At 63.6% G+C, this 24,026-nt stretch carries 24 protein-coding genes and 1 pseudogene; 10 read left to right on the forward strand and 15 right to left on the reverse strand.

Features of this window, described 5'->3' with window-relative positions; translation table 11 throughout:
* The 12 genes and pseudogenes from GPT33_RS06790 to dapC form a co-directional block, all read right to left on the reverse strand.
* Positions 1-403 (reverse strand): annotated as a pseudogene (locus tag GPT33_RS06790) (HPr(Ser) kinase/phosphatase); the annotation flags it as partial.
* Positions 404-425: 22 nt separating this feature from the next.
* A complete protein-coding gene (locus tag GPT33_RS06795) occupies positions 426-875 on the reverse strand; it encodes a PTS sugar transporter subunit IIA (RefSeq protein ID WP_296806695.1) in 450 nt (149 codons plus the stop codon).
* A gap of 237 nt (positions 876-1,112) precedes the next feature.
* On the reverse strand, positions 1,113-1,448 hold the full coding sequence (gene raiA, locus GPT33_RS06800) for a ribosome-associated translation inhibitor RaiA (RefSeq protein ID WP_296806697.1): 336 nt from the start codon (positions 1,446-1,448) through the stop codon (positions 1,113-1,115).
* A 30-nt stretch (positions 1,449-1,478) separates the two neighbouring features.
* On the reverse strand, positions 1,479-2,963 hold the full coding sequence (locus GPT33_RS06805; protein ID WP_296806699.1) for an RNA polymerase factor sigma-54: 1,485 nt from the start codon (positions 2,961-2,963) through the stop codon (positions 1,479-1,481).
* 182 nt (positions 2,964-3,145) lie between these two features.
* The gene (lptB, locus tag GPT33_RS06810) at positions 3,146-3,898 is read right to left on the reverse strand and encodes an LPS export ABC transporter ATP-binding protein (protein ID WP_296806702.1); all 753 of its coding nucleotides are present in this window, start codon (positions 3,896-3,898) and stop codon (positions 3,146-3,148) included.
* 89 nt (positions 3,899-3,987) lie between these two features.
* A complete protein-coding gene (lptA, locus tag GPT33_RS06815) occupies positions 3,988-4,509 on the reverse strand; it encodes a lipopolysaccharide transport periplasmic protein LptA (protein ID WP_296806704.1) in 522 nt (173 codons plus the stop codon).
* Positions 4,506-5,132, reverse strand: a complete 627-nt coding sequence (gene lptC, locus GPT33_RS06820) for an LPS export ABC transporter periplasmic protein LptC (RefSeq protein WP_296806706.1) — start codon at positions 5,130-5,132, stop codon at positions 4,506-4,508. The genes lptA and lptC overlap by 4 nt, the downstream gene beginning before the upstream one ends.
* Entirely contained in the window at positions 5,129-5,650 is a 522-nt protein-coding gene (kdsC, locus tag GPT33_RS06825) for a 3-deoxy-manno-octulosonate-8-phosphatase KdsC (protein ID WP_296806707.1), read from the reverse strand. The genes lptC and kdsC overlap by 4 nt, the downstream gene beginning before the upstream one ends.
* A 334-nt stretch (positions 5,651-5,984) precedes the next feature.
* Positions 5,985-7,118 carry a succinyl-diaminopimelate desuccinylase gene (dapE, locus tag GPT33_RS06830; RefSeq protein WP_296806736.1) on the reverse strand — a complete coding sequence of 378 codons (1,134 nt, stop codon included), beginning with the start codon at positions 7,116-7,118 and terminating at the stop codon, positions 5,985-5,987.
* Between the two features lie 5 nt (positions 7,119-7,123).
* Positions 7,124-7,468, reverse strand: coding sequence for an ArsC family reductase (locus GPT33_RS06835; protein WP_296806709.1), 345 nt, complete (start codon positions 7,466-7,468; stop codon positions 7,124-7,126).
* Between the two features lie 193 nt (positions 7,469-7,661).
* Positions 7,662-8,483, reverse strand: coding sequence for a 2,3,4,5-tetrahydropyridine-2,6-dicarboxylate N-succinyltransferase (gene dapD / locus GPT33_RS06840; RefSeq protein ID WP_296806711.1), 822 nt, complete (start codon positions 8,481-8,483; stop codon positions 7,662-7,664).
* A 93-nt stretch (positions 8,484-8,576) separates the two neighbouring features.
* Entirely contained in the window at positions 8,577-9,797 is a 1,221-nt protein-coding gene (gene dapC, locus GPT33_RS06845) for a succinyldiaminopimelate transaminase (RefSeq protein WP_296806714.1), read from the reverse strand.
* 150 nt (positions 9,798-9,947) lie between these two features.
* Here dapC and GPT33_RS06850 point away from each other — a divergent pair, with 150 nt between their 5' ends.
* Positions 9,948-10,322, forward strand: coding sequence for a VOC family protein (locus GPT33_RS06850; protein ID WP_296806716.1), 375 nt, complete (start codon positions 9,948-9,950; stop codon positions 10,320-10,322).
* A gap of 28 nt (positions 10,323-10,350) precedes the next feature.
* On the opposite strand, the gene GPT33_RS06855 is transcribed toward GPT33_RS06850, so the two are convergent.
* The 3 genes from GPT33_RS06855 to map are packed head-to-tail and all read right to left on the reverse strand — an operon-like array spanning position 10,351 to position 14,361.
* Entirely contained in the window at positions 10,351-10,899 is a 549-nt protein-coding gene (locus tag GPT33_RS06855) for a hypothetical protein (protein ID WP_296806718.1), read from the reverse strand.
* Positions 10,886-13,558, reverse strand: a complete 2,673-nt coding sequence (glnD, locus tag GPT33_RS06860; protein WP_296806720.1) for a [protein-PII] uridylyltransferase — start codon at positions 13,556-13,558, stop codon at positions 10,886-10,888. Before glnD ends, GPT33_RS06855 begins: the two co-directional genes overlap by 14 nt.
* Positions 13,555-14,361: a type I methionyl aminopeptidase gene (gene map / locus GPT33_RS06865; RefSeq protein WP_296806722.1), complete on the reverse strand. Its 807-nt coding sequence runs from the start codon at positions 14,359-14,361 to the stop codon at positions 13,555-13,557. Before map ends, glnD begins: the two co-directional genes overlap by 4 nt.
* Before the next feature lie 349 nt (positions 14,362-14,710).
* Here map and rpsB point away from each other — a divergent pair, with 349 nt between their 5' ends.
* From rpsB to bamA, 9 genes are all read left to right on the forward strand, one after another.
* On the forward strand, positions 14,711-15,466 hold the full coding sequence (gene rpsB, locus GPT33_RS06870) for a 30S ribosomal protein S2 (RefSeq protein ID WP_296806737.1): 756 nt from the start codon (positions 14,711-14,713) through the stop codon (positions 15,464-15,466).
* A 137-nt stretch (positions 15,467-15,603) separates the two neighbouring features.
* A complete protein-coding gene (gene tsf, locus GPT33_RS06875; protein ID WP_296806724.1) occupies positions 15,604-16,491 on the forward strand; it encodes a translation elongation factor Ts in 888 nt (295 codons plus the stop codon).
* 112 nt (positions 16,492-16,603) lie between these two features.
* Positions 16,604-17,326: a UMP kinase gene (gene pyrH, locus GPT33_RS06880; protein ID WP_296806726.1), complete on the forward strand. Its 723-nt coding sequence runs from the start codon at positions 16,604-16,606 to the stop codon at positions 17,324-17,326.
* 1 nt (position 17,327) lies between these two features.
* The gene (gene frr / locus GPT33_RS06885; protein ID WP_296806728.1) at positions 17,328-17,885 is read left to right on the forward strand and encodes a ribosome recycling factor; all 558 of its coding nucleotides are present in this window, start codon (positions 17,328-17,330) and stop codon (positions 17,883-17,885) included.
* A gap of 58 nt (positions 17,886-17,943) precedes the next feature.
* Positions 17,944-18,714, forward strand: coding sequence for a polyprenyl diphosphate synthase (uppS, locus tag GPT33_RS06890; protein ID WP_296806739.1), 771 nt, complete (start codon positions 17,944-17,946; stop codon positions 18,712-18,714).
* Entirely contained in the window at positions 18,701-19,555 is an 855-nt protein-coding gene (locus GPT33_RS06895; RefSeq protein ID WP_296806730.1) for a phosphatidate cytidylyltransferase, read from the forward strand. Before uppS ends, GPT33_RS06895 begins: the two co-directional genes overlap by 14 nt.
* Positions 19,552-20,739, forward strand: a complete 1,188-nt coding sequence (ispC, locus tag GPT33_RS06900) for a 1-deoxy-D-xylulose-5-phosphate reductoisomerase (protein WP_296806732.1) — start codon at positions 19,552-19,554, stop codon at positions 20,737-20,739. Before GPT33_RS06895 ends, ispC begins: the two co-directional genes overlap by 4 nt.
* A 189-nt stretch (positions 20,740-20,928) precedes the next feature.
* Positions 20,929-22,293 carry an RIP metalloprotease RseP gene (rseP, locus tag GPT33_RS06905; RefSeq protein WP_296806734.1) on the forward strand — a complete coding sequence of 455 codons (1,365 nt, stop codon included), beginning with the start codon at positions 20,929-20,931 and terminating at the stop codon, positions 22,291-22,293.
* A gap of 133 nt (positions 22,294-22,426) precedes the next feature.
* Positions 22,427-24,026 (forward strand): outer membrane protein assembly factor BamA (bamA, locus tag GPT33_RS06910; RefSeq protein ID WP_296806741.1); only part of this gene is annotated, 1,600 nt, incomplete at its 3' end.

The raw sequence follows: 24,026 nt of genomic DNA on the forward strand, positions 1-24,026 counted from the left end.
CGAGCGCATGGGTCAGAAAATAACGCAGATGGTTGATCAGCTCCTCATCGCCCAACGAGGAGCCGAGCAGCGGCGTGTGCGTCCGCTCGGCAGCCTCGCGGAAGGCAGGCTCAGGCTCGATGCCGTCGGAGAAGATGACGGCCGCCGGATGATCCGAGAAGAGCTTCTCCACGGTCTCGCCAAAGGCGGTCCGGCCCAGGTGAGCCAGGTAGATCAGCTCGGCATTGCCGATCACCTGCAGACGATTGGGATGGATGCAGTTCAGTGAGCCGATGAGCGACTGCCGGGTGCGTCCGGGATCGTCGCCGCGCAGCGGGCGCGCGGTCGCCGGCTCCGGCGTGATCCAGCGCAGCTTCAGCCGGGGTCCGGCCTGTGTGATCAGGGATTGAAGACTGTCGATCATCGCTGGCGGCCCGGCTTGACCGCTAGGTCGCCTTCAAAAGGTCCAGAATGACCTGGGGCGAGTCCGCATCGCGCAGTCGCGTGCGCGTTGCGGACTCGCTGAACCGACCCGCCAGATAGGCGAGCAGTTGGAGGTGCTCCTCGGTTGCCGTCTCCGGAACCAAGAGCGCGAAGGCAAGATCGACCGGCTCGCCGTCGGCGGCGTCGTAATCCACCCCCCGAGCCGTTTGCACAAAAGCCCCGATGACCTGCGAGACCTCTTTGATTCTCGCGTGCGGCAGGGCCACGCCGTGGCCGAGACCGGTGCTGCCGAGGCGTTCCCGCTCGAGGAGCCGCTCGAAGACGCTCTCCGTACTCAAGCGCGGGTGGTCGTTGGCGAGCAGTTCGGCAAGGGTCTCGAGCAAGCGCTTTTTGCTGGAAATCTCAAGGCCCTGACCGATTCGGGCCTCGTTGATCAGTTCGGGGCTGAGCATCGGTATCGGCTCCCGTGCGTCGCGGGTAAGGGGCGCTTCGGCTGGCTCGTGAATCGAGGCCCGCGCAGCGATGGCGGGCGATGGTATTTGATCATGGATCCTAAGTATCCTCGGAGGTCCGGCCGGGGTCGGCGATTCCGTCTACCGACCTTATACCCGATCCCGTTCGTTGAATGCCTCCCATGGGCGAGAGCGCCCATCGGAGGTCTGGGTGGCGTCTGCGCGACGCCGGGTGCGTCAGATCTGATCGGGCTCTTCGCCCTCGCTGATCTTCGGGCTCCCACCGCGATGATCGTTCTTCTTCTCCTTGTGGCGAAGGACCTGGCGATCGAGTTTGTCGATCAACCCGTCGATCGCGGCATACATGTCCTCGTGGACCGAGTCGGCAAAGAGCTTGTTGCCGTTGATATGCAGTGTCGCTTCTGCCTTTTGGGCGAGCTTCTCGACGCTGAGAATGACATGCGCGTTGATGACGTGGTCGAAGTGCCGCGCAAGGCGCTCGAACTTCGTGTCGACGTAGCCCTTCAGCGCGTCGGTGACGTCGATGTGGTGACCCGTCAGGTTGATCTGCATCTATTGACTCCTTATGGTTCAAACCGCCTGCTAATCCAGGCGCTTGCGCTCGTTCGAGGGTGGAACCCCCATGGCCTCGCGGTATTTGGCAACAGTTCGCCGCGCGACATTGATCCCCTGATCGGCGAGCTCCAGTGCGATCTTGCTGTCGCTCATGGGCTTTCTAGCAGACTCGCCGGCAATCAGCTTGCGGATCAGGGCACGTATCGCGGTCGACGAACATTCGCCGCCGGAAGCGGTGTTGACGTGCGAGGAAAAGAAATACTTGAACTCGAAGGTTCCGCGCGGCGTGTGCATGTATTTCTGCGTCGTCACTCGGGATACGGTCGACTCGTGCAGCTCCAACGCCTCGGCGACATCGCGCAGAACCATCGGTCTCATCGCCTCGTCTCCGTGCTCGAAGAACTCCTGCTGCATCTCGACGATCTTCGCGCCGACGCGCAGCACCGTGTCGTTGCGGCTGGCCAGGCTCTTGATGAACCAGCGTGCCTCCTGCAAATGGCTCTTCAAGGTGACGCCGTCCGCGCTCTGATCGGCCCGCCGGATCAGTCGCGCATAGTCGGCGTTCACTCTGAGTTTAGGCATTGAATCGGGATTGAGCTCGACCGACCATCGCCCTTCGCGTTTGCGCACGAAAATATCGGGAACGACATACTGGGCCGGTGCACCGGCGATTAGGCTGCCGGGGCGCGGGTTCAGACGGCGGATCAAGGCTAGCGCACCGGCAACGGTCTCCTCGGATTCCTTCAGCTGACGGACCAGGGAGGCGACGTCGCGCTTGGCCAGATACTCGAACCCGTCGCGGCAGATCGCCATCGCAGCGCTTCGCCACGCCGTTTGGGGAGGCAGCTGGCTCAGCTGGATCAGCAGGCACTCGGGGAGATTGCGCGCACCCACGCCGGGGGGGTCGAAGGATTGAATTCGGTGAACCACCGCCTCGACCTCCTCTGCGCTGATCTCGGGATGGTCGATGGTCAGGAGCAGCTCGTCGAGATCGATGCGCAGGTAGCCGTCGGCGTCGATCGAATCGATGACGGCCTGGGCGATCATGATGTCGCGCTCGCTCAGTCTGCACAGGTTGAGCTGCCAGGCGAGGTGGTCGAGTAGGGTCTGAGGGCGGCTTTGCTGCGCAAAGGGATCGTAATCCGAGCCGTCGTCCGAACCGTGCGAGGTGCTCGGCAGATAGGAGTCGAAGACGTCGGTCCAGAGCGTGTCGACCGGCAGCTCGTCGGGCATCTCGTTGGATTCGGCGTGGATCTCGCGATCGACGGTTTGCTCGACCGCGAGGCGCGGCGTTTCGATATCTTCGCTCTGGATGGTGCCCGTCTGCGGCTCCTCGCCGACGTTGAATCGGTCCGCTTCGTCGCCTTCCTCCAACATCAGGTTAGTGTCCAGCGCCTCCTGAATCTCCTTCTGGAGCTCCAGTGTCGAGAGCTGCAACAGACGAATCGCCTGCTGCAACTGAGGCGTCATGGTCAGGTGTTGGCCGAGCCGAAGCTGGATGGATTGCTTCATGGATCGCGGATGCGCTTTTCGAGGTGTTCGATCAGGTGGCCGCCATGGCCCATTCTGCTCGATTCTAGCCGTTTCAGTCCGGTGAAGGCGTCATCAGCCGGGGCGGGAATCTCATCTTACACCCAACATATCGTAAAGAGCAGCCAACCGATACGCGTGCCGATGTGCCCGCGCGTTCCAAACTACATGGAAAAATCCGCGCCAAGGTAGACATCGCGTACCTGCTGATCGGCCAACAGCTGCGCCGGGGTGCCTGCCGCGATCACGCAACCCGAGCTGATGATGTAGCCCCGATCACAGATATCGAGCGTCTCACGCACGTTGTGATCCGTGATCAGAACGCCGATCCCGCGGTCGCGCAGGTGCGACACGATGGCCTTGATGTCGCCTACGGCGATGGGATCGACGCCGGCGAAGGGCTCGTCGAGCAGCATCACCAGGGGGTCGACCGCGAGCGCGCGTGCGATCTCCAAGCGCCGTCGCTCCCCCCCCGAAAGGCTCAGCGCGAGCGACCCGCCGACATGGGCGATCCCGAGCTCTTCGAGCAGTCGCTCGCAGCGCAGGTTGCGATCGGCTCGGGACAGATCGCGGCGTGTTTCCAGCACGGCGAGGATGTTGTCGCGTGCGGTGAGCTTGCGAAACACCGAGGGCTCCTGTGCCAGATAGCTCAATCCGGCGCGCGCGCGGGCATGCATGGGTTTCAGTGTGATGTCTTGCCCGCTCAGCGCGATGCGCCCCTCGTCCGCCGGGATGAGGCCGACGATCAAATAGAAACAGGTGGTCTTGCCCGCGCCGTTGGGTCCGAGCAGGCCCACCACCTCGCCGGCATCCACGGCGACGCTGACGTCGCGCAAGACCTGGCGGCCGCGATAGCTCTTCTTCAGATGCTCCGCGCGCAGCGTGCTGGAGCGGCTGTCCGAAAGAAGCTCGTTCATCTAAACCGCGCTGACTCCGAGGCTATTGGTCGCATCCGGAGTGCTCGTCCCGCATCGACCTCGCTGATCGATTCCGGCGCGGTTGAGTTTCATTCTTCCTCCGGCGTGATGGTGATCTTGACCCGTCCGCCGCCTCCCGCGCGGAAATGGGCGCGTGCGCGATCATAGACGATGCGTTCGCTCGCAACGCGGTCGGCGCCCTGAATCAGCAAGGCGTCCTCGATGAGGGTGAGCTCGTCCTTGTCGGCGTCGTATTCCATCCGTTTGGCGAAGGCCAGGACCTCGCCCTCGTCGTTGTCGAGGAGCTGTTTGAAGCTGGCAGGCGCGCCGAGGGCGATGATAAAACGCGGGCGGCGGTCGTCGCGATGATAAACGGTGACGTGATCGCCGAGCAGCCGCATGCTCCCTTGATCGACCTGGACATTGCCGACGTAGATGCTGGTGTTCTCCGCCTCCAGAACCTCGACATCGTCTGCTTCGATCAAGATGGGTTGGCTCGCATCGTCCTCGAGCGCCGCCGCTTGGGCACACGCGAGGGCGATGACGAAGGCCAGGGTCGCGGTCCGGGCGGGGCCCCGGCGGCGCCGGTCGTGGAATCCTCTCTCGCTCATGGCTCCTCGATCTGCTCGGGTGCGATAAAGATATGTGCGCGTCCGTCGAATTGGGCACGCACGGGTTCGTCGTACCAGAGGCGCATCCCCGTGGCATTCAGCCGATCCGACGCACTGGTGACTTGGACCGGCCGATCGGTCTCGGCGAAGGCCCGTTTGTGCCAGATGCGCATCAGCTCGGTCTCCATGCGCGTGCCGGACCGCGTCGCGTCGCCGCTGCGCTCGAGCTCCACCGCCCCCTCGAGCCGAACCTCCTCGCCGCCGGGAAGGACCAGGCCGCTGTTCGCGCGCGCGCGCCAAGGCTCGGCTTCGGTCTCGCCCTCACGCTGATAGAGCGTCATGCGCGGGCGATCCAGCTCAGAAACGTCTTCCGCGACATATTGGCGCAGCTCGTCGGCGACCAAACTCCGGCTCGGTTTGCCCGTATCGTCGGTCTCCACGGCGGTGAAGCGCGCAACAACATAATCCGGGAGCCGCTCACGCTCGACCTCGGGTGCGGCCGGCTCGGGTTCGGGACGCAGCTGCCACCACCCCAACAACCCGGAGGCGACGAAAAAGGCGACGAGCACCCACTGTCGTGCGGACCAGATCGGCAGGTCGCTGACCCGCAGGCGCCCGCTCATGGCGTGCCGGCGACGATCCGCGCCCAGGTGCCCTGCGCTTCCATGATCAGCTCGCAGACCTCGCGCGCAGCGCCGCGACCGCCGACCGCTTGAGTGCAGAGATGGGCGTGACCGCGCACCAAATGGTGCGCGTCGGCGACTGCGATGGCGAGTCCGACCCGACGCATAATGGGCAGATCCATGAGGTCGTCTCCGACATAGGCGATGGACTCGTCGTCGAGCGACAGCTCCCGCTTGAGCGCCTCGTAGGCCGGGAGCTTGTCGCGGCAGCCTTGGAAGAGGTGCTCGACACCTAGACTCTCCATGCGGATTCTGACCACTTGCGAGGTACGACCCGTGATGATTCCGATCTGCACCCCGCTCTCCTGAAGCATCACCATGCCGTGTCCGTCGCGGGAGTTGAATGCCTTGTACTCCTGGCCGTCGTCGCCGAGATAAAGGCTGCCGTCGGTGAGCACCCCGTCGACGTCAAAGATGACCAGGCGAATCCGGGCTGCGCGTTCGAGGATGTCTTGCATGGGGTCAGTCCTCTTGGTGTCGAGTCGGGGGCCGGGGGGAGCTTCCGGTTTCTTGTTTCCTGCCTCCTGCCGCCCGCCATCAGCTAGGAACGATTCAAAAACAACCGAAACACGTGGGATAGGTAGAGCGAAGCGAAACCCATCCAGCCCGCGCCAAGCGCATCGGACCGACACCCGGCAACGCGGCGGTTTGGAGGATGGGTTTCGCTGACGCTCTACCCATCCTACGCGTTCATCAAGGCGTTCACCTTCTTTCTGAAGCGTCACTAAGACCGGATTGCCGACCTCTGCCAAGCCGCCTACCCGAAAGACTTCATGGTGCACCGGGCGCTGTTCACTCCGGAGCCAAGAGACGTTCGAGGATGCCGTGGTAGATCCGGGAGAGGTCGTCCAGTTCCGCGACTCCGACGCACTCGTTGACCTGATGGATGGTGGCGTTGACCGGGCCCAGCTCGACGACTTGAGCGCCGGTCGGTCCGATGAACCGCCCGTCCGAGGTGCCGCCGCTCGTGGAGAGCTGGGTCTGGATGCCGGTGACCGCCGCAATCGACTCGCGGCTTGCGGCCACCAGCTCGCCGGCCGGCGTCAGAAAGGGGCTGCCCGAGAGCCGCCACTCAAGCGCGTAGTCGAAATCACCGGCGTCCAGGATAGCGCGCACGCGTGCCTGGATGGTTTCCGGGTCCAACTCGGTGGAGAAGCGCAGGTTGAACTGGGCCTCGAGTCGGCCCGGGATCACGTTCTCCGCGCCCGTGCCCATGTTTAGGTTGGCGATCTGAAAGCTGGTGGGCGGGAAGTGATCGTTGCCCTGATCCCAAACCTCGGCGCAGAGTGCCGCAAGTGCATCGACGCAGGCATGGAAGGGGTTCTTCGCCAGATGCGGATAGGCGACGTGGCCCTGTTTGCCCTGCACCCGCAGGACGCCGTTCAGACTCCCGCGTCGACCGTTCTTGATGGTGTCGCCGAGACGCTCGCGCGCAGAGGGCTCGCCGACCAAGGCGTAGTCGATCTTCTCGCCGCGCTGCTCCAATCGCTCCACGACACGTCGGGTCCCGTCGACCGAGGGGCCTTCCTCGTCGCTCGTGATCAGGAAGGCGATGGATCCGCGATGGTCCGGATGATCGACGACGAACGCCTCCACCGCGGTGATCATGGCCGCGAGCGAGCCCTTCATGTCGCAGGCGCCGCGCCCGAAGAGCCGGCCGTCGCGGATGGTCGGCTCGAAGGGGGCCGAGTCCCACTGCTCGAGCGGACCGGTCGGAACCACGTCCGTGTGACCGGCGAAGCAGAAGAGCGGGCCGTCATCGCCGCGTCTGGCCCAAAGGTTCGCGACCTCCCCGAAGGGCATCTCTTCGATCCGGAAACCGATCGCAGCCAGTCGCTCGGCCATGAGGGCCTGACAGCCCGCATCCTCGGGCGTGACGGAAGGGCGGCGGATCAGCTCGCACGCCAGCTCCAGGGTCGGGGACATCGCCATCAGCCGAACAGCCTCTCGTAATCGGTTTGGGAAAAACCCGCGTGCCGGACCTCGCCCGTGTCGAGCACCGGTCGACGAATGATCGAGGGGGTCTCCAGCATGACCCGGATCGCGGCCTCCGCGTTCATACCCTCGCGCACGTCCTCGGGCAGCTTGCGCCAGGTCGTGCCCCGACGGTTGACGAGCGTCTCCCAGCCCAGCTCCTCGACCCAGGCGCGCAAGCGGGTCTCGTCGACCCCTTCGCGTTTGTAATCGTGGAACCGATAGTCGACGCCATGCGCGTCCAGCCAGGCACGGGCCTTCTTCATGGTGTCGCAGTTGGGAATGCCGTAGAGCTCGACCACGGCTTTAAACCGCGCCCGGTGCGGTATGCGTCATTTGGTGGATGGCTTGGCCGCGCCGGCTCCGACGCCTGTCGGAGCCGGCGCGGTTTAAAGAATTAAACATCTTAAATTCTAAACCGCGTCTCACTGGGATCAAGGATATCTCCGAAGCTAAACGAACAATGAAAACGACGCATCTCGCTCTGGGCGCGGTTTAGATATCCCGCAGCAACTCGTTGATGCCGACCTTTCCGCGGGTCTTCTCGTCGACCTGCTTGATGATGACGGCGCAATAGAGGCTGTGGCTTCCGTCCTTCGCCGGAAGACTGCCGGGGACGACGACGGCGCCGGGCGGGACGCGGCCGTAGAGGATCTCGCCGGTCTCGCGGTTGTAGATCTTGGTGCTCTGACCGATGTAGACGCCCATCGACAGCACGGCACCTTCGCCGACGATCACGCCTTCGACGACCTCCGAGCGTGCGCCGATAAAGCAGTTGTCTTCGATGATGGTCGGGGCGGCCTGCACCGGCTCGAGCACGCCGCCGATCCCGACACCGCCGGAGAGATGCACGTTCTTGCCGATCTGCGCACATGAGCCGACGGTCGCCCAGGTGTCGACCATGGTGCCCGAGTCGACATAGGCGCCGATGTTGACATAGGAGGGCATGAGCACGCAGCTCGGTGCGATGTAGGCGCCTTTGCGCGCGGTTGCCGGCGGCACAACACGCACGCCGCCGTCGCGGAACTCGCGCGAGTTGGTGTCCGCGAACTTGGACTGAACCTTGTCGTAGTAGTTGGTGAAACCGCCCTTGATAAAGGCGTTGTCCTCGATCCGGAACGACAGCAGGACCGCCTTCTTGAGCCATTCGTGGACGACCCAATCGCTGTTGCGCTTCTCGGCGACCCGCAGCTCCCCGCGGTCGAGTCGCTCGATCGTGTCCTGCACGGCATCGCGCACGCGGGTCTCGACCGTGCGCGGGGTGATCTCGGCACGTCGCTCGAAGGCCTCTTCAATGATGGATTGCTGGTCGCTCATGGGGTGTTCTCTGCTGTCGTGTTGTAGACCGGCAAAAGCAGGTCCGGGAAATCAAAGCGCGAAGGTGCGATGGGCTCTCGGGTAACAATGCCTTCAGACCCGCTCCAGGCAACGTCGAATTCGACGCGCGGCATCCACGCACTCGTCCAGCGGCGGGACCAGTGCAAGCCGGATGCGGTTCCTCCCCGGGTCGGCCCCGCCGACCACGCGGGACAGGAAGCGGCCGGGCAAGACGGTCAGGTTTTCCTCGGCGAAGAGGCGCGCGGCGAAGTCCGTGTCCGGGATCGGTGTCTCGGGCCACAGGTAGAAGCCGGCCTTCGGCGGCGCGAGGCCAAGCGTGTCACCGAGGATCTCCAGGACCGCGCCGAATTTCTCGCGATAGAGCCGGCGGTTCTCCCTCACATGGGTCTCGTCGCTCCAGGCGGCGATGCTTGCGTGCTGATGGGGCAGGGGCATGGCGCAGCCGTGATAGGTCCGGTAGGCAAAGAAGCCGCGGATCAGCTCGGCGTCGCCTGCAACGAAACCCGAGCGCAGACCCGGCGCGTTGGAGCGCTTCGACAGGCTATGGAAGACCATGCAGCGACTGAACGCGGGGTTGCCGATGGCGGCCGAGACTTGGAGCAGCCCGAGCGGCGGGTCGGATTCGTCCAGATAGAGCTCCGAGTAGCATTCATCCGAGGCAATCACGAAGTCGTGCCGGTGTGCAAGCTCGATGAGCCGTGCATAGGTCGCCTGATCAAGCAGGGCGCCCGTCGGATTGCCGGGCGAACAGATGTAGAGCAGGCGGCAAGACCGCCAGGTCGCAGCGTCAACCGCCTCGAAATCCGGGACGAAACCGTTCGCCGCCTCGCAGGCGAGATAGTGCGGCTGTGCGCCGGCGAGGAATGCCGCACCCTCGTAGATCTGATAGAAGGGGTTGGGCATCAAGACCAGCGCGTCCTGCGAGCGATCGATCACGGCTTGGGCGAAAGCAAAAAGCGCCTCGCGTGTCCCGTTCACCGGCAGGATCTGCGTGTCCGGGTCGATACCCAGCGTGCCCGTCCCCGTCGAGTCTGCCGACCCGAGCTTGAATCGCTTCGAGAGCCAGGCCGCGATCGTCTCGCGCAGGGCCGGGATTCCACGCGTCGTCGGATAAACGGCAAGCTGATGCAGGTGTGCGATCAGCGCATCCGTAACAAGCGCCGGGGTCGGATGTTTTGGCTCGCCGATGGAGAGCGCGATGTGGTCGCGATCGACCGGCGGAACGAGTCCGTGCTTGAGTGCGGCGAGTCGTTCAAAAGGGTAGGGCTGCAAGCGCCCGATATCCGGGTTCATCGGGTCATCCTGAGTTGGTTGTCTAAACTGCGTCTCCCTGCGGCCGCTGTCTGCACCGAGGTCGAGTCCATCTCGAAACGTCACATTTCACTCAGGACGCGGTTTAGTATAGGCGAACGTCCAAGCCGGCTCCATGCCGAGGGGGGTCCGATGTCGCTCGTCCATTCCATCCATCATGTCAGTCTGATCGTCGCCGATACCGCGCGGGCACTCGACTTCTATCAAGGGATTTTGGGTCTCGAGCTTGACCCGGAGCGCCCGGATCTCTCCTTTCCCGGGGCTTGGCTTTGGGTGGGTGATCAGCAGGTCCACCTGCTTGAGCTGCCGAATCCGGATCCGGTCGCGGGCCGTCCGGCGCACGGCGGTCGAGACCGGCATCTCGCGATGCGGGTGAGCGACCTGGACGAGATGACCTCGCGGCTCGCGGCCGCCGGCCTCCCTTATACCCTCAGTCGCTCGGGGCGGCGTGCGCTCTTCTGTCGCGATCCGGACGGTAATGCGCTCGAGTTGATCGACGCGGGCTGAGGTGTCGAACTGCGCCCTCGGCCGACGCTTAGAATCCCCTGAAATACCAATGATTGTCCCAGCCCGGCGGCGCGAAGATCGGCGTGTCGCCGGGGGTAGCGGGTTTAGCCGCGCCGCTGCCGAATTCCGGCAAGGTGGGCATCCCCGTCACCCACGGCCAAGGTAGCGGGGGCTGTCCCGGGCCGAGACTGCGAAAGATCTCCAGATCCTGATCCATGCGTTCGAGACGTGCCGCACGTCGTCGGCGCGCATCCTCCTCCCACGCCTCCTGCTGGGCGGCCGCCCTCGGATTGTTGGCCCGCCGACGTGCCTCGTAGGCGTTTCGCGTCGCCTCCCGTCTGGCCTCCCAGGCTTGTCGTTGGGCACGCACCTCGTCGAGCCAAGGTGTCGGCGCGGTCCCCGGAGGTTGGTCGCCGAAGGTCTGGCTGACGGGCTGGATAGGTACGAGGGGGTTTTCATCGCCTGCGATGGCAGCGGGAATCGACAGGAGTCCGACGAGCAGCGCAGCGGCGCCGAATCGCGTGCCGTAGCTCGGCAAGTCGAATCCGACGACAGAGCGGTGCTTAGCGCGTTCCATGGCCTTCCAGCCGATCGTGGATCTCGCGTCGCAAGCAGGATAGGGCGGTCTCGCAGGTGATAGGGGTTTCGTCGTCGTTGGTGATGAAGAAGACATCGTCGACCTCGGCGCCGACCGTTGCGATCTTGGCGTTCTGAAGACGGATGCCGCAGTCCTGGAAGACCGCGCCGACCTCCGCGAGCAGGCCGGGGCGATCCAGGGTGGCGAGACGCATGATGGTACGGCGATTCGGCTCGTCCGTGGAAAAGGTCACGCGCGTCTCCGTGGGAAAATACCGATGGCGTCTCGGCATGGAGCGTGCGACTTGGATCTCCTCCCCATCGTCCTCGGCGAGATCTGCGACCAAGGAGGATCGAATCTCTTCCATCCTCAAGGTGTCATGGATCGGACTGCCGTCCTGGTCCAGTACCTGGTAGGTGTTGACCGCCATTCCGCCATCGGTGGTCATGATGCGTGCATCCATGATGTTGAGGCCGACCTGATCCAAGAGCGCGGTGATACGTCCGAAGAGGTTTGCGCGATCGGTCGTGTAGATGAAGATCTCGGTCCCTCCGCGCGCCGTCACCGGACGAATGACCACGAGCGGCAGCTGCTCGGGCTCGCAGGCGAGGATCTGGCGTGTCTGCCAGGCGATCTCGTCGGGTGAGTTATGCAGGAACAGGTCCTGGCTGAACTTGTTCCAGAGCCGATTGCAGGCGGCGGGGTCTCCGCCGTAACGCGCGACCAGGCGCCGAGCCTCGGTCTGTTTTTGCTGGATCAGCTCGTCCTGGGCTTGAGGATTTTCGAGTCCGCGCAGCAGTGCGCGGCGTGTCCCGTGATACAGCTCGCGCAGCAGCGCATCTTTCCAGCTGTTCCAGCGCTCGGGATTGGTCGCTCGGGCATCCGCTACCGTCAGCAAATAGAGATAATCCAAGCGTGTCGTGTCGCCGACGACCGCTGCGAAGGACTGGATGACCTCCGGATCGCTGATGTCCTTGCGCTGGGCCGTCATCGACATCAGCAGATGTTTCTCCACGAGCCAGCCAACGAGCCGACTGTCGAACTCGGGCAACCCGTGGAGCCGACAGAAGGCGCGCGCGTCGTCGGCACCGAGCAGCGAATGATCTCCGCCGCGGCCCTTCGCGATGTCGTGGAAGAGCCCTGCGAGATACAGAAGCTCGAGCTTGGGGATTCGCCTGGCGATCGCGCTGCAGAGCGGGAATTCGTCGTCGTGCTTGGTGATGGTGAAGCGGCGAAGGTTGCGCAGCAGCGACAGCGTGTGCTCGTCGACCGTGTACACGTGCAGCAGATCGTACTGCATGCGTCCGACGATGTTGGCGAACGCCGGGATGTAGGCGGCCAGCACACCGTAACGGTTCATGCGTCGAATCGCATGGGTAAGCCCGCTGGGGTGACGCAGGATCTCCATGAAGAGACTGCGCGCACGCAGATCTGCGCGGAAGTCATCGTCGATGCGGTGGCGGTTCTCGCGGATCAGCCGGATGGTGCTGGCGCGCACGCCTTCGAGCTCCGTATGGACCTGAAGGATGTGGAAGATCTCGAGAAGGGCGATCGGATAGCGCTGAAACACGCTCGCCGAGGTGACTTCGATATAGCCGCTGCGTGATTGGAAGCGTTTGTTGACCGGCACCGGGGGGCCGACGTCGTCATGCAGAAGAATCGCCTCGCGGAACAACTGCAGCAGCATCTCGTTGAGCCGATTGAGCTGCTGGACGGTGCGATAGTACTGCTGCATGAACTGCTCGACGGCAAGGTTGTTCGGGCCGTCTTCGAAGCCGAACTGGGTGGCGAGGGTCCGCTGATACTCGAACAGCAGTCGGTCCTCGCGCCGCCCGGCAATGCGGTGCAGCGCGAAGCGGATCCGCCACAGCTGTGTTTGCCCCTCGATCAGCGTGCTGTATTCCGATTCGGTCAGGAAACCGTGACCGACCAGCTCGTGCAGGGTCTCCGCGTCGAAGTGGCGCTTGGCGACCCAGCCGATCATCTGAATGTCGCGCAGACCGCCCGGGTTCTCCTTGATGTTGGGCTCGAGGTTGTAGGCGGTGCCGCCGTATTTGTGCCAACGTGCTCGTTGCTCCCGGGTCTTGGCGGCGAAGAACTGCTCGCTGTTCCACATGCGCTCGGGGCTGACGACATCGCGCATCCGATGGCACAGCGCACTGCTGCCGCGGATCAGGCGTGCCTCCATCATGTTGGTCATGACGGTCACGTCGTCCGCGGCCTCGCGCGCGCATTCCTCGGGGGTGCGCACGCTGTGTCCGACCTCCAAGCCGATGTCCCACAGGCAGGTCACGAGCCCTTCCAGGGGTGCGGAAAGGCGCGCGTCGGCATGTGCTTCGACGATGACCAGGATGTCGATGTCGGAGGCCGGCTGGAGCTCCTGACGCCCGTATCCGCCGACGGCGACCAAAGCGGCGTCCTCGGTCTGTCCGAGGTGGTGGTCCCAGACCTCGCGCAGGACCTCGTCGATGAGAAGACTGCGTCGCTGGACCAGGTTTCCGACCGGCGTACCCTGATCGAAGTCGGCGAAGAGTCGGTCGCGCCCGGTTCTGAGGCGGTCTTTCCAATCGGCGATCGGCGCCATCGGATTAGCCGCGGTTGTCGCCTCCACGGCCACGGCTTCCTCCGGCGAGGCGTGCGGGCGCGGTGCGGCGTTCATGTGCGGGCGACGATGTCGCGCTCCTCCTCGAGCTCGTCGGGCCGCTCCTCGGCGCGCAGGGTCAGGATCTCGTGCCCCTGTTCGGTGACGAGGACCGTGTGCTCCCATTGCGCCGACAGACTGCGATCCTTGGTGACGACCGTCCAGCCGTCCGGGAGCAGCTTGATGAAGCGTTTGCCGGCATTCACCATCGGCTCGACGGTGAAGCACATCCCCGCCTTCAGAACCAAGCCCTCGCCGGGCTTGCCGTAGTGCAGGACTTGCGGCTCCTCGTGAAAGGCCTGACCGATCCCGTGCCCGCAATATTCGCGGACCACCGAGCACCCCTGAGCTTCGACGAATTGCTGAATCGCATGCCCGATGTCCCCCAGGGTCGCGCCCGGGCGCACCTTCGCGATGCCGAGACGCATGGCCTGCTGCGTGACGGTAACGAGACGACGCGCCAGGATGCTCGGCTCGCCCACGAAGAACATCTTGCTCGTATCGCCGTGATAGCCGTCCTTGATGACCGTGATGTCGATGTTGACGATATCGCCCTTCTTGAGACGTTTGTTGCCCGGGATTCCGTGGCAGACCTGATGGTTCACGGACGTGCAGATCGATCTGGGAAAGCCGCGGTAGTTCAAGGGCGCCGGGACGGCCCGCTGCACGCGCGTAATATAGTCGTGGCAAATGCGGTCGAGTTCGTCGGTGGTTGCGCCCGGGACGACATGGGGGGCGATCATGTCGAGAACGTCGGCGGCCAGCCGGCCCGCCACGCGCATCTTCTCGATCGCCTCGGGGGTCTTGATTGGCACACTCATGGCGTGCGTCGCTGAATCGACATCAGGTCCGGATCTCACAGAAAACCTTGAGGTAATTGCTCATAATTGACGGGCTATGGTATAAAACCCGGCGCGCTGCGGCAAATCGGCTGCTGTCGGGCTTTCGACGAGCCGAAGAGCTGCCGAGATCCTACGCGCAATCGGCTGCAAGCCCGGGTGATCCAGGCCGCGCAACGCCGAATCGAGACCGGCCCCGATCCGCGGGCGCCGGAAATTGTCCGCACACGCATCGACACAACCGGCCGGGTGCCTGGTAAACAGGTTGCCGTTTGGGATGCGTGGAGGCCCAACCCAGACCACAGGAAGCAAGACCTTGAGCGAAGTCACAATGCGCCAGATGTTGGAAGCGGGCGTCCATTTCGGACACCAGACCCGTTACTGGAACCCCAAGATGGGGGCCTTCATCTTCGGGCAACGCAACAAGATCCACATCGTCAACCTGGAGAAGACACTGCCGCTCTACCAAGAGGCGGTCAACTTCATGGGTTCGTTGACGGCCAATGGCGGCCGTATCCTCTTCGTCGGCACCAAGCGTGCGGCACGGGAGGCGATTCAAGAAGAGGCACAGCGCTGCGGGATGCCCTACGTCAACCATCGCTGGCTTGGCGGCATGCTGACCAACTTCAAGACCATTCGGCACTCGGTCAAGCGTCTCAAAGAGCTCGAGACGATGTTCGCGGAAGGGACCATCGAGCGCTTCAACAAGAAGGAAGCGCTGGGTCTCGCACGCGAGCGCGCCAAACTCGAGCAGAGCATCGGCGGCATCAAGGACATGGACGGCCTCCCGGATGCCATGTTCGTGATCGACGTCGGCCATGAGAAGATCGCCGTCACCGAAGCCAACAAGCTCGGAATCCCGGTCGTCGGCGTGGTCGATACGAACAATGATCCGAGTAAGGTCGACTACGTGATCCCGGGCAACGACGACGCGATCCGCGCGGTGCGTCTGTACATCAGCGGCGCAGCGGATGCGATCCTCGACGGCCGCAACACCGCGGCAGCCATGGTCGGTCGCGGCGATACCTTTATCGACGCCCCGGTCGAAAGCGAATCGGCGCCGAGCGCGGTTGCCGAAGCCGAGTAGACCGGCTCCGGCGACTCGGGTGCGTCCGGATCCGATCCGGGCGTGCCTGTATTCTTCCGTTCGCGTCCGAGCACTCGAGTGCGAACGCATCCCAGTACAACCCGAAGTCGTCCCGTGAGGGACCGAGGAAGCAAACGATGGCGATTACAGCGGCATTGGTGAAAGAGCTCCGGGAGCGCACCGGCGCCGGCATGATGGAGTGCAAGAAGGCGCTGGTGGAGTCTGACGGGGACATCGAAGCGGCGATCGAGGCGATGCGCAAGGCCGGTCAGGCGAAGGCTGCCAAGAAGTCCGGGCGCACCGCCGCCGAGGGCGTGGTCATGATCGAGATCGCGCCGGACGGCAAGCGCGGCGTTCTGGTCGAGATCAACTGCGAGACCGATTTCGTAGCGAAGGACACCAATTTTCTCGGCTTTGCGCAGTCAACTGCCGAGACGGCACTCGCCGGCGATATGATCGACGCGGAGACGCTCTCGGCAACACCCCTGCGCGACGCCCCGGCGACCACCGTCGACCAGGCTCGCGAGGCCTTGATCACGAAGATCGGCGAGAATGTCCAGGTGCGTCGCTTGGTGCGCTTCGACGATGCCGAAGGCAGTCTCTACAGCTATCGTCACGGTGTGCGCATCGGCGTCGTGGTCGAGATGAGCGGCGGCGACGAGGCGCTCGGGCGCGACATCGCCATGCACATTGCAGCGACCAACCCGCTGTGTCTCGGGGCCGACGAGGTTCCGCCCGAGACGCTCGCCAAAGAGCGCGAGATCTTCAAGGCCCAGGCGCTCGACAGCGGCAAGCCCGAGGCGATCGTCGACAAGATCATCGACGGGCGCGTGCGCAAGTACCTCGAAGAGGTGACCCTGCTCGGTCAGCCCTTTGTGAAGGATCCCGACACCTCTGTGGAGAAGCTCCTGAAGCAAGCGGGAGCAAAGGTCCACCGGTTCGCCCGTGTCGAGGTCGGCGAGGGCATCGAGAAGAAGGTCGAGAACTTCGCCGAAGAGGTCATGGCACAGGTTCGCTCGACCTGATCCGCGCGCCCCGAGCGGGTTCGAACGACCCGATCCGAACGACTGGTCCCCGAAGGCTGCGCGATTGATGCGCAGCCTTCCCCGACGCAACCCGTGACGAGGTTCCCACGCCATGACGGCGCCACTTTATCGACGCATCCTGCTCAAGCTCAGCGGCGAGGCATTGGTCGGCTCCGAGGCTTACGGCATCGATCCGGAGGTTCTGGACCGCTTTGCCGGTGAGATCCGCGATCTGGCCGCCGTCGGCGTTCAGGTGGCGCTGGTCATCGGCGGAGGCAACATCTTCCGCGGCGCCGGACTTGCGGCGAAGGGCATGGATCGTGTCACCGGCGATCAGATGGGGATGCTCGCGACCGTCATGAACGGGCTCGCGATGCAGGATGCGCTCGAGCGTCTGGGGGTTGCTGCACGGGTAATGTCGGCGCTGAAGATCAATCAGGTCTGCGAGGATTACATCCGGCGGCGTGCCATGCGGCATCTCGAGAAGGGCCGCGTGGTCGTCTTTGCCGCCGGGACCGGCAACCCGTTTTTCACGACGGATTCCGCAGCAAGCCTACGTGCGATCGAGGTCGGCGCGGATCTGCTGATCAAGGCGACCAAGGTCGACGGGATCTATTCGGCCGACCCGATGATCGATCCGGGGGCGACCTTCTACCCCCGCATCAGTTATGATCGGGCGCTTCGTGAAGGACTGCAGGTCATGGATACCACGGCCATCGTGCTGTGTCGTGACCATGGCATGCCACTGCGTGTAATGAATATCAACGAGCCCGGTGCACTGCTGCGGTTGATCCGCGGCGAAGACGTCGGCTCGTTGGTCGTGAGCGGGAACTGACATGATCGACGACATCAAGAAGGACGCTGCGGAGCGTATGGCCAAGAGCGTCGAAGCGCTGAGCCATGAGCTGGCCAAGATTCGAACCGGGCGGGCGCATCCGTCCCTGTTGGACCATGTAATGGTCTCCTACTACGGGTCCGAGATGCCCATTCGGCAGGTGGCGAACGTGAGTGCGGAAGACGCGCGAACGCTTGCCGTCACGCCGTGGGAGCGCAACATGGTGCAGGCCGTCGAGAAGGCCATCATGCAGTCGGACCTCGGGCTCAACCCCAACACTGCGGGGACTGTCATTCGTGTCCCCATGCCGGCGCTGACCGAAGAGCGGCGACGCGACCTCATCAAGGTTGCACGCAACGAGGCCGAGCAGGCGCGGGTAGCCGTGCGCAACATTCGTCGCGATGCCAACCATGATCTCAAGGAGCTCTTGAAGGACAAGATGATCTCCGAGGACGACGAGCGCCGCGGTCAGGAACTCGTTCAGAAGCTGACCGATCAGTACATCAAGGACGTTGATGCGGTCTTGGCGGAGAAAGAAGCGGACTTGATGTCGATTTGAGGCGGGGCGGGCGAGCCCGACGACGACCAACGTGGATATTGCAACGCCCGCAGTCGGCATGTGCGATCCGGATACCCCGGTTTCATCCGTGCCTCGACATGTCGCCATTATCATGGACGGCAACGGCCGCTGGGCCAAGCAGCGTGATCGCCCTCGAACGGCTGGCCACCGCGAGGGCGTGAAGAGCGTTCGTGCCGTCGTCGAGGAAAGCGTTCGCCGCGGTGTCGGCACACTGACGCTTTTCGCCTTCAGCAGCGAGAATTGGCAGCGACCTCGTTCCGAGGTCAATATCCTCATGGAGCTCTTCATGAGCGCGTTGCGGGGTGAAGTGCGTCGTTTGAACGAGAACGATGTTCGCCTTCGCATCATCGGCGAGCGCCTGGCCTTCCCCGAGAAGCTGCAGCGACGCATCGCCGAGGCCGAAGAGCTGACCGGGCAAAACCGCGCCCTGAATCTGCAGGTCGCAGCGAACTACGGCGGGCGCTGGGACATTACCCGTGCCGCTCGGCGCTTGGTGGCGGATGCGCTGAGCGGGGCGCTCGATCCGAATGCGATCGATGAACAGGCGCTGGCGAGCCGCCTCTCGTTTCCCGATCTCCCGGAACCCGACCTTTTTATTCGCACCGGCGGGGAGCAGCGTTTGAGCAATTTCGTGTTGTGGCAGTCCGCCTATGCCGAGCTCTACTTTACCGACCTTTTATGGCCGGACTTCGACGCGGCCGCCTATGGTCGAGCACTCGATGACTATGCCCGCCGTCAGCGGCGGTTCGGCCGAACCGGCGAGCAGGTCGCGTCGCGCGATCCGATGAGTCGCTATGGGCGGGGTTGACGTCTTGCCCGCCTCCAACGCACTGAAGCGCCGGACGATCACGGCGCTCTCGTTGGTGCCGCTCGTGATCGCCGCCGTCCTGTGGCTGCCGACGCAGGCATTTGCACTCGTCTTGGCCGCTGTCTTGATGCTCGCCGCCTTGGAATGGTGCACGCTGGCCGGATTGACGCGGCCGATCCCGCGCACGCTCTATTCGATGGCGATCTTGTCTGCAATGGCGATCCTCTGGCTCTGGCCGCAGGGTCAGCCGTGGTTCTTCGGTCTGAGCGCCCTCTGGTGGGTGGCGCAGGCGGTTGCTCTGCCGCGGATCCGGGAGATTCCGAGGGTCGAGGGTGTTCAGTGGTCTCTGCTCGCCGCCGGTTTTCTTGTTCTGGTCGGTCCTTGGGCGGCGCTGATTCATCTGCACGGGCTCCCTGACACGGGGCCGGCACTCGTCCTGTTCCTGCTTTTTCTGATGTGGACCGCCGATTCGATGGCCTATTTCGTCGGCCGCGCCTGGGGCGCCGGTCGGGCGAAGCTTGCACCCGTGTTGAGTCCGGGCAAAACCAGGGTCGGCGTTTACGGGGCCATCGCCGGGGCCGCCGCCTGCGGCCTGACATTCGCGTGGATCCTGTCCGCGAGTCCGACGGCAACCCTGCTGATCCTCTTAGTCTGCGGTGTCTCGGTCGTGATCTCGATCGTCGGAGATCTTTACGAGAGTCTGCTCAAGCGCCGCCGCGGTTTGAAGGATTCGAGTCATCTCCTGCCGGGGCACGGCGGTATGCTCGACCGCATCGATAGCTTGACGGCAGCTGCACCCGTATTTGCCTTGGGTATCACCTTGATTGGAGTAGCGACGTGATCGGCCTAACTGTCCTTGGCTCGACCGGCTCGGTCGGCGTGAGTACCCTCGATGTCGTCGCGCGTCACTCCGATCAGTTTCGCGCGATCGCCTTGACCGCGAATCGCGACAGCGAGCGTATGGCCGAGCAGTGCCGGCGCCACCGGCCAAAGATCGCGGTCATGGTCGACGAGGAGGCGGCGCGGCGTTTGCGCGAGCTGCTCTCGGACATGTCGGACCGCCCGGAGATTCTCTCGGGGGTCGAGGGCCTCGAGCAGGTCGCGACCATGCCGGAGACCGACTACGTCATGGCGGCGATCGTCGGTGCCGCGGGCCTGCCGCCCACGCTGGCCGCTGCCCGTGCGGGCAAGCGTCTGCTGCTCGCCAACAAGGAGTCCTTGGTGGTGGCCGGCGCCTTGCTCATGCGTGCCGTGGAGCAAAGCGGCGCGGAGCTGCTGCCGATCGACAGCGAGCACAACGCCATCTTCCAGTGTCTGCCTCCGAACTTTTGCGAGGGTTTACCGTCGGTCGGGGTGGAGCGGATCCTGTTGACCGCCTCCGGCGGTCCGCTGCGCGATTGGCCGATCGAGCAGCTCGCGTCGGTTACCCCCGATCAGGCCTGTGCACACCCGACTTGGGCGATGGGCCGCAAGATTTCCGTCGACTCGGCCACCATGATGAACAAGGGTCTGGAGGTTATCGAGGCCTGCTGGCTTTTCGGAACCGACACCGATCGCATCCAAGTCGTTGTCCACCCTCAGAGCGTGATCCACTCCTTGGTCCAATACCAAGACGGCTCCGTACTCGCCCAGCTCGGCAACCCCGATATGCGCACCCCGATCGCCCATGCGCTCGGTTGGCCGGCGCGCCTGGATGCCGGCGTTGCGCCCCTGGATCTCTTCAAGGTCGGACATCTGGATTTCGAAGAGCCGGATCTCGCGCGCTTTCCCTGCCTCGGTTTGGCCTTTCAGGCGGCCTCCATGGGCGGAACGGCACCTGCGATCCTGAACGCAGCCAACGAGATCGCCGTCGCCGCCTTTTTGGACCGACGCCTCGATCTCCCCGGGATTGCCGCGGTTGTCGACGCGACGCTTGAGTCGCTTCCGAACGAAGACGTCGAGGGGCAGGATCTGGCCTTCCTCTTGGATGTCGACCGGCGGGCACGCGACCGTGCGCAACAACTGGTCAGTTCGCGGGTTATTTAAGCCGCGTCCGGACCGGTATTCAGCGGCCGTGCAAACCTGCGGTCCTGGCTCACCGGTGACGTCGTCGCCGACGCGGTTTAAATACGATTTAAAATTAGAGGCTTAAGTCGCGCCACTCCGATCGTCGTTGATGGCCGGGGTCGTAGCCCGCAGTTCCTCCCTAATTGACCACCCCGGACGCGATTTAAGATGGATATCCTCTTTACGATCGGCTCCTTCGTCGTTGCGCTCGCGATCCTGATCGCCGTCCATGAATTCGGGCACTTTTGGGTCGCCAGACGCTTGGGCGTGAAGGTGTTGCGCTTCTCGATCGGTTTCGGCAGACCCCTCCTTCGGATTCAGCGTCATCCGGATGCGACGGAGTATGTCGTTGCCCTTGTCCCGCTTGGCGGCTATGTGAAGATGCTCGACGAGCGCGAAGAGGAGGTCCCGCCGGCGCAGGCGCATCTTGCCTTCAACCGTCAAGCGCTCTGGAAACGCTCGGCGATCGTCGTTGCCGGCCCGCTGTTCAATTTCCTCTTCGCGATCTTTGCCTATTGGGCCATCTTCATGTCCGGCGATTCCGGCTTGAGGCCGATTGTCGGCGACGTCGAGCCCCAATCGATCGCTGCCGCGGCGGGTTTTCAGTCCGGCGACGAGCTGATCCGGGTCGGCGACCGCGAGGCGGGGAGTTGGGAGACCGCCCTGATCGCGTTTGTGGGCAAATCGCTCGACGGGCGGGAGCTGGCGGTTCAGGTGCGCGACACCTCGGGTCTCGAGCTGACGCGCTGGATTCCCTCCGACGCGGTGCGGAGTCTCGCCGAGGAGCCGGACCTCCTCGGTCGCCTGGGACTTTCCCCGAAACGTCCGACCCTACCTGCCGTAATCGGGGAGCTGGTCCCCGGCGAAGCGGCCGAAGACGCCGGGCTGAGGAGCGGCGACCGCATCCTGTCTGTCGACTCCCGCCCGATCGAAGGCTGGCAGGACTGGGTCGAAGTGGTGCGGGAGCATCCGGACGAGACCTTGGCGATCGAGATCGAGCGCGCCGACGGCGAGCGCCTCGCCTTGAGCGTGACACCGCGGTCGACGCAGGTGGAGGGGGACACCATCGGTCGGATCGGAGCCGGTGTGTTGGTTCCGGAGGGTCTGATGGACGACTACAGCGTCGAGGTCCGCTACGGTCCCGTCGAGTCGCTCGATCGGGCTGTCTCCAAGACCGTCGAGATGAGCGTCATGACGCTGCGAGTCGTCGGGCGTATGTTGATCGGCCAGGCCTCGGTGGAGAATCTCAGCGGTCCCATTACGATCGCCGAAACGGCCGGGCGAACCGCGAGCTACGGATTGGAGTCCTTCGTGAAATTCCTCGCGGTCGTGAGCATCAGCCTCGGCATCCTCAATCTCCTGCCGGTGCCCGTGCTCGACGGAGGGCATCTGTTGTACTTCTTGATCGAGTGGGTCAAAGGCAGTCCGCTCTCCGAGGAGGCGCAGATGCAGGGCCAAAAGATTGGCCTGTTTCTCCTGGCCGCCCTCATGTCGCTGGCCTTCTACTTGGATTTCGCCCGGCTATTGGGCTAGGCGTGGCGAATCCCTTATACTTGCGACCCTGAAACGCCGACTGCGCCGCAGACTTCGGCTTGATCGAGGGGACCCTGTCTTGCGCGCGATAACTCTGATGCTCCGTTGCTGCGCACGTCGGCAGCTCGCTTTGATGACCCTCCTGCTGGCGTTCAACATGCCGGTCGCTGCCGAGGTGTTCCAGATCGCCGACATCCGCGTGGAGGGACTGCAACGGATCGCACCCGGCACCGTCTTCAACTATCTTCCGGTGCAGGTCGGGGATACCGTAGGAGACGGGGTGACCGGCGGGATCATTCGCTCGCTCTACCAAACCGGTTTCTTCGACGACGTTCGTGTCGAGCGTGAGGGCAACGTCCTCGTTCTTTGGGTCCGCGAGCGACCGGCAATCGCCTCGATCGACATTACAGGCAACCGCGACATCGACACCAAGGCGTTGACGGCTGCCTTGTCCGACATCGGACTCAAAGAAGGCCGGGTGTTCGATCGCTCCGTCTTGGATCGGATCGAGCAGGAGCTTGAGCGACAGTATTTCTCGCGCGGCAAATACGGCGTACTCATTCAGTCGACGGTCTCGCCGCTCGAGAGAAACCGTGTCGGGGTTCGCATCGAGATCACCGAGGGGCTGACAGCTCGGATCAAGCAGATCACGATTATTGGGAACGAGGCGTTCCCCGAAAAAGAGCTGCTCAAGCGCTTTGAGCTCGGCTCGACAGGCTGGACCTCGTTCTATTCCAAGAACGACCAGTACTCCAAGCAGAAGCTTGCCGGAGATTTGGAGTCACTGCGTTCGTTTTATTTGGACCGCGGGTTTATTCGGTTCGATATCACGTCGACGCAAGTTTCGATCAGCGCCGACAAGAAAGAGATCTATATCACCGTCGTCGTCAACGAAGGTGAGCCCTACCGGATCAGCGACATCAAGCTTGCGGGCGAGCCATCGATCCCGTCCGAGGAGCTGTTTCCGTTGATCCACCTCAAGCGGGGCGATTATTTTTCGCGGCGTGCAACCACCGAAAGCGCCGAGCGGATCTCGAACCTGCTCGGGGATCGCGGCTACGCCTTCGCCAACGTCAATACGATACCCGAGATCGACGAAGAGGCACGCGAGGTCTCGGTCACCTTCTTCGTCGACCCGGGTCAGCGCGTCTACGTGCGCCGTGTCAATATGAAGGGCAATACCCGAACCCGCGACGAGGTGCTGCGGCGCGAGATGCGGCAACTGGAGTCGGCTTGGTTCTCGGCCGAGTTGGTCCGCAAGTCACGTGAGCGGCTCCAGCGTCTCGGCTACTTCGACGATGTCACCATCGAGACGCCCGCCGTGCCCGGATCTGCGGACCAGGTCGATGTCGACGTGACGGTGACCGAGAAACCGGCGGGCAATCTTTCTGCCGGTGTCGGGTACTCGCAGTCGCAGGGCATTCTGTTCAACGCCAGCGTGACGCAAAACAATTTCCTGGGTACCGGTAAGCGCGTCTCGTTCGGGGTCAACACGAGCGAAGCGACACAGCTCTATCAGATTGCCTATACCAACCCCTTCTATACAGTCGACGGTATCAGTCGAGGCTTCAATGTCTCCTACCGTGAAACGGATTTCGACGAGTTGATCGGTGCGGATTACTCGACCGATGTCGGCGTGATCGGGATGAACTTCGGTTTGCCGATTTCCGAGACCAGCCGGGCCGGACTCGGTGTGCGCTACCAGTATACGAACTTCATTGCCGGCAACACCT

The organism is Thiocapsa sp. (assembly GCF_011390875.1).
Classification (GTDB): domain Bacteria; phylum Pseudomonadota; class Gammaproteobacteria; order Chromatiales; family Chromatiaceae; genus Thiocapsa.

Bases quoted from the DNA above. Each gene is read 5' to 3' on its own strand.
- raiA (WP_296806697.1), bottom strand. From the start codon at position 1,448: ATGCAGATCAACCTGACGGGTCACCACATCGACGTCACCGACGCGCTG.
- GPT33_RS06795 (WP_296806695.1), bottom strand. From the start codon at position 875: ATGCTCAGCCCCGAACTGATCAACGAGGCCCGAATCGGTCAGGGCCTT.
- GPT33_RS06895 (WP_296806730.1), top strand. From the start codon at position 18,701: ATGGGCGGGGTTGACGTCTTGCCCGCCTCCAACGCACTGAAGCGCCGG.
- pyrH (WP_296806726.1), top strand. From the start codon at position 16,604: ATGACGGCGCCACTTTATCGACGCATCCTGCTCAAGCTCAGCGGCGAG.
- dapD (WP_296806711.1), bottom strand. From the start codon at position 8,483: ATGAGCGACCAGCAATCCATCATTGAAGAGGCCTTCGAGCGACGTGCC.
- frr (WP_296806728.1), top strand. From the start codon at position 17,328: ATGATCGACGACATCAAGAAGGACGCTGCGGAGCGTATGGCCAAGAGC.
- GPT33_RS06855 (WP_296806718.1), bottom strand. From the start codon at position 10,899: ATGGAACGCGCTAAGCACCGCTCTGTCGTCGGATTCGACTTGCCGAGC.
- map (WP_296806722.1), bottom strand. From the start codon at position 14,361: ATGAGTGTGCCAATCAAGACCCCCGAGGCGATCGAGAAGATGCGCGTG.
- glnD (WP_296806720.1), bottom strand. From the start codon at position 13,558: ATGAACGCCGCACCGCGCCCGCACGCCTCGCCGGAGGAAGCCGTGGCC.
- dapE (WP_296806736.1), bottom strand. From the start codon at position 7,118: ATGTCCCCGACCCTGGAGCTGGCGTGCGAGCTGATCCGCCGCCCTTCC.
- kdsC (WP_296806707.1), bottom strand. From the start codon at position 5,650: ATGCAAGACATCCTCGAACGCGCAGCCCGGATTCGCCTGGTCATCTTT.
- lptA (WP_296806704.1), bottom strand. From the start codon at position 4,509: ATGAGCGAGAGAGGATTCCACGACCGGCGCCGCCGGGGCCCCGCCCGG.
- rseP (WP_296806734.1), top strand. From the start codon at position 20,929: ATGGATATCCTCTTTACGATCGGCTCCTTCGTCGTTGCGCTCGCGATC.
- GPT33_RS06805 (WP_296806699.1), bottom strand. From the start codon at position 2,963: ATGAAGCAATCCATCCAGCTTCGGCTCGGCCAACACCTGACCATGACG.
- lptC (WP_296806706.1), bottom strand. From the start codon at position 5,132: ATGAGCGGGCGCCTGCGGGTCAGCGACCTGCCGATCTGGTCCGCACGA.
- GPT33_RS06850 (WP_296806716.1), top strand. From the start codon at position 9,948: ATGTCGCTCGTCCATTCCATCCATCATGTCAGTCTGATCGTCGCCGAT.
- dapC (WP_296806714.1), bottom strand. From the start codon at position 9,797: ATGAACCCGGATATCGGGCGCTTGCAGCCCTACCCTTTTGAACGACTC.
- uppS (WP_296806739.1), top strand. From the start codon at position 17,944: ATGTGCGATCCGGATACCCCGGTTTCATCCGTGCCTCGACATGTCGCC.
- tsf (WP_296806724.1), top strand. From the start codon at position 15,604: ATGGCGATTACAGCGGCATTGGTGAAAGAGCTCCGGGAGCGCACCGGC.
- rpsB (WP_296806737.1), top strand. From the start codon at position 14,711: ATGCGCCAGATGTTGGAAGCGGGCGTCCATTTCGGACACCAGACCCGT.
- lptB (WP_296806702.1), bottom strand. From the start codon at position 3,898: ATGAACGAGCTTCTTTCGGACAGCCGCTCCAGCACGCTGCGCGCGGAG.